The organism is Deltaproteobacteria bacterium (assembly GCA_018668695.1).
Classification (GTDB): domain Bacteria; phylum Myxococcota; class XYA12-FULL-58-9; order XYA12-FULL-58-9; family JABJBS01; genus JABJBS01.
In genome coordinates, this window is the sequence record JABJBS010000195.1 from 1 (window position 1) to 4,354 (window position 4,354).

The 4,354-nt window shown below is 51.4% G+C and carries 4 protein-coding genes; 3 read left to right on the forward strand and 1 reads right to left on the reverse strand.

Annotation, left to right across the window (positions count from 1 at the left end; all coding sequences use genetic code 11):
• Positions 1 to 393, reverse strand: a 393-nt coding sequence (locus HOK28_10280) for a hypothetical protein (protein ID MBT6433469.1), incomplete at its 3' end; no start/stop codon positions are given.
• Positions 394 to 619: 226 nt separating this feature from the next.
• On the opposite strand from HOK28_10280, the gene HOK28_10285 reads away from it, so the two are divergent.
• From HOK28_10285 to HOK28_10295, 3 genes are all read left to right on the forward strand, one after another.
• Positions 620 to 2,401: a hypothetical protein gene (locus tag HOK28_10285; GenBank protein MBT6433470.1), complete on the forward strand. Its 1,782-nt coding sequence runs from the start codon at positions 620 to 622 to the stop codon at positions 2,399 to 2,401.
• A 210-nt stretch (positions 2,402 to 2,611) separates the two neighbouring features.
• Positions 2,612 to 3,481 (forward strand): TIGR00159 family protein, encoded by an 870-nt coding sequence (locus tag HOK28_10290; GenBank protein MBT6433471.1) that lies wholly within the window; start codon positions 2,612 to 2,614, stop codon positions 3,479 to 3,481.
• A 38-nt stretch (positions 3,482 to 3,519) separates the two neighbouring features.
• Positions 3,520 to 4,354, forward strand: an 835-nt coding sequence (locus HOK28_10295) for a hypothetical protein (GenBank protein ID MBT6433472.1), incomplete at its 3' end; no start/stop codon positions are given.

The window sequence follows — 4,354 nt, forward strand, 5'->3', positions numbered from 1 at the left end:
GAGCTGCTGCTTCGTAATGTAGCCTAGCTCAATACTCCAGGCGCGCATCGTTCCCAGGCCAACAAGGTCCACGCCCGGAAGGCGAAGATTCATATCCCGAGCATCGTTAATATACTCAAAATAACGATTCATGGGCTTTATCCAGCGGCGCACTGGGAAAAATCGCACCACGTCGTGATTGCCTGGTACAATCATGAGGGGAGCGGCCACTTGGGCGAAGAACTGCCTGGCAGCCTCCCAGGAGGACTTGAATTCTGCAAATTGAACGATATCGCCAGAGCACACAACTGCATCGTGAGGGGTGTCTTCGAGAAACTGCAGAACCGCGTCGCCAATTTCAGTGACGAAGGGTTGACCAAAATGCAGGTCTGAGATGTGGACGATTGAGTTCATACGTAACCTTCAAGCCTCATGAGGTTTCGGTAAAGCATGAAGCCCGTGAAACGGCAAATGCGATGGTAAGCAACAGGCCTACATTGGCTTACAATGTGTGTGTACATTCATGATGTTTTAGTGAAAAGGGTCACTTAATTAGGTGTTAACTTCATCGAGGCTCAACATTATTCGTGTTTTATTACCGTGTGAGGATTGGCTCATTGAATCAACTGGGGAAATAAAAATGAAATCGTTTGGTTGGAAAGTCGCACTGCTCGTTGGCGGTGTCTCGCTTGTACTGGGAGGCTGTAATGGTGATGAAGAAACAACTGGAGAAGGTGGCAATGGCGGCGGCGAAGAAGCTCAGCTAAGCTGCGAAGATTTGGCTGCTACCAGCACATGGGAAGCCATTCAGAAAACAATTTTCGTTCGGCACAATTGTGTCGGTTGCCATAACGATACCATCACAGAAGGTGGGTTGGACTTACGACCAGACGTAGCCTGGGAGAACCTCGTCTACCAAGACTCTGTAGCTACGATGAAGAATTACACACACCGGATTTTCCCCGGCGACCAAGACGCGAGTATGTTTTTTAAGAAGATGCAGGTGGGTATAACGGGTGAAGAGTTGCCTCAATCCGCTGGCACAGTGATGCCGCCACCGGGCTACGACTCATTGAGTGCTGATGAACTCGAAGCCCTGCGGCTCTGGATTCGCGGCGGTGCCAGTAAGGAAGGCATCGTGGCCGGTACTCAGAATCTACTTGATTGCGGACTACCTGCCCAAGCCACGCCCAACAAGCTTCCACCTCTTGCTCCACCAGAAGCTGGGGAAGGTATTCAGCTTCGAGCCGGCCCTTGGCTCGTTGAAGCGATGAGCGAAGATGAGGTTTGCTTTGCAACTTACTACGATTTTACCAACAGTGATTTGGTTCCAGAATCAGCGCGGCGACCTTGCACAAGCCGTGAAGGCGGTTCCGATAAAACCTGTATGGCGTACAAGGCAGATACCTTGGCGCAAGATCCTCAGTCTCACCACAGCATCGTTGATATCTACACGGGCGATGTGGGGCCGGACAGCACTTGGGGCTCATGGACTTGTCATGGTGGGAGCCTTGCTGGCAACGGATGTGACCCGATTCGCAAAGGCGAGTCCGCCTCTGAAGGCGGGGCGGAGTGCGGCGCAGGCGGTGAGTGTGCCTCCAATGTGGTTTCATCTACGGCTTGCGTGGGATGGGGAGCTTCCGATGCACGCAGTAAGCAGGTCGGTATCTCAGGCTCACAGGAACCTGTTCAAATCCATACCTATGAAAACGGTGTTTATCGATTGGTGCCTATCAAAGGCGTGGTCATCTGGAATAGCCACGCGTTTAACCTAACAGAGCAAGACACCACGCTTGAGCAGTACATTAATATCTATTTTGCGGAAGAAGACGAGCAGCTCTATCGCCAACGCGGTATTTTCCAGGCTGACGAAATTTTTGACATGTACGTACCGCCTTACCAGGAGCAGGAAATTTGCTCGACCTACACCATACCGAAAGGTTCACACTTGATGAATATTGGTTCGCACACGCACATCCGTGGTGTGAACTTTAGAGTTTGGTATCCGCCAAATGATCCGGCATGCCATCCAGATAACGGTTGTCTGCCGAATGAAGATGAGCCGTTTTACACAAGCTACATCTACAATGATCCGCTGCAAATGCATTTCGATGAGCCTCGGGTTTACGACAGCTCCGCAAGGGAAGACCGTACATTTAAGTTCTGCAGTGTGTTCGACAATGGTTTGAATTACCCAGATCTGGTTAAGCGTAACTCGCTCTCGGTTGGGAGCACCTGCTCACCGGCCATTCGGGCTTGCTACGGCGGACCGCAGCAGGGTGAAGTGTGTAATGGCGACGATTCCTTCTGTGATTCAACACCGGGTGCTGGCGACGGCCTCTGTGATGCTTGTCCGGTTTGGGGCGGCGTGACCACTGAAGATGAGATGTTTATCTTGCTCGGGGATTACTACATTCCCTAAGTGAGTCAGAAGATCTGATCCAACGGTTCAAATGACTTTTAAGGGCCCGCGTGAAGCTGAAGAAAAGGCTTCACGCGGGCTTCTTTGCGTCTGTGGTGTAGCCTAGAGGGGCAGAGGTACATTTTGAGTCCAAGCCCCCAAAATCATTGCAAATACTGGCTATTTCCGCGTTTCCGGTTACAATTGATTTGGGGTTAGCGGCGCCGGTTGATGTCGGTTGAGAGAGGACCAGGTTTCTGGATTCACTCTCAAAAACCGTGGTACCCCCTTGAAACAATGATGGAATTGCAATTTGCCCATAGTGACCTTGTGGTCGCAGTGTTAAGTTCTCTGCTGGATATTCTGGTAGTGGCGTACCTTATCTACCGGGTTTTATTGCTGATTCGAGGAACTCGGGCCCAACAAATCTTAATGGGCCTCGGCGTTATTGCCTTCGCGTTTTTCGCGTCTCGGGTGCTCAAGCTCAATACTCTCTCTTGGATTCTCGAGAATTTCATTGGCTCATTTTTGCTCATCGTCATTGTCCTTTTCCAAAACGATATCCGGCGCGGACTCTCTAGGGTGGGGCGCCGTTCGGTTCTTGGGTTCTCAGGCGGTGAGGAAAATACCGGGGTCATTGAAGAAGTTGTTCGTGCATGTGATGCCATGGCCAAAGAGCGCCTGGGTGCATTGATATTAATCGAGCGCGGCGCAGATCTCTCAGAGCTCGCAACCCGCGGCTTTCAAATCGATGCCAATGTTTCCACGCCACTTTTAATGCAGGTGTTCACGCCGCCCGGACCAACCCACGATGGTGCGGTGATTATTCAGCAAGGTCGAATCAGCGCTGCAGCTGTATTTTTGCAGCTCACCCACAACGCGAAAATAGATAATGCCATTGGTACCCGTCACCGGGCGGCCATGGGAGCTACAGAAGAATACGATGCCGTAGCGGTTGTGGTTTCTGAAGAACGAGGTCAGATTTCCTTTGTTGAAGGAGGCAATCTTACCCGTGACCTCGATACCGCAATGCTGCGAAAGGTTTTACAACAGTTTCTCGGTGCGCCACCTGAAGAAGAAGGCGTCGCCAGAGAGTCGTGATTGAACGGGCACTGTGTGTCCGATAGATAGGTCGTTAGATGCAGGTCATCAAAGACAATCTACTGCTTAAATTTGTGTCACTGCTTGTGGCTGCGATTCTCTTTGTCATGTTGAATGCAGAGAGCAGTACACCGGTCGAAGTTCAGTTTCCGATCTCCTATAATACGCCCGATGGGTTTATGTTGGTTGGGCATCCGCCAACCTCATTATCCGCTACTCTCAAAGGTCCGTGGACAAGATTCCAGTCATTTCGCGAGGAGGATATGCAGCCGGTGGTGGTTGACCTAACGCAGATGCCAGCTGAGCCAGGTACGATTCGTCACATGGTCGCCACCGGAGATATTCAAGCTCCCTTGGGGCTTCAGGCTGTCTCGTTTCGTCCTACAGAATGGGATTTAACCCTGGATAGAAGAGTAGAGCGCTCGATTCCGGTTGAAGCCTCTTTGCCCCACCGTCCAGCATTCGGTTACGAGATTGTTTCGGTTCGCACCGAGCCTCGCGAAGTCAAAGTCATCGGGCCGCGTTCCAGTGTGATGGGCCTGGATTATATTCCTACTCGGGACATCGACATCAGAGGCCGTGAAGGCGACTTAGAAGTTGAGGTTGCCCTGCGTAATCCGCCTCACCCAATGAAGCTGATTACCAAGCAGGTTTTTATCAGCATCGAAATTGGTGAAGAGCAGATTCAGCGTATGTTTCGTAATATTCCGGTGAAAGTGGAGGCCGGTGGTGTGGCTCTGACTGTGGAGCCGAGCACGGTGATGCTCAGAGTGAGTGGTCCTCGCCGGTCGGTCGACGCCATGAAGTCCTCATCCTTAGAAGCGACTGTGAAAATCGGTGACGAGCTTGAAAAAGGCTTGAAGAGTTTTGAGA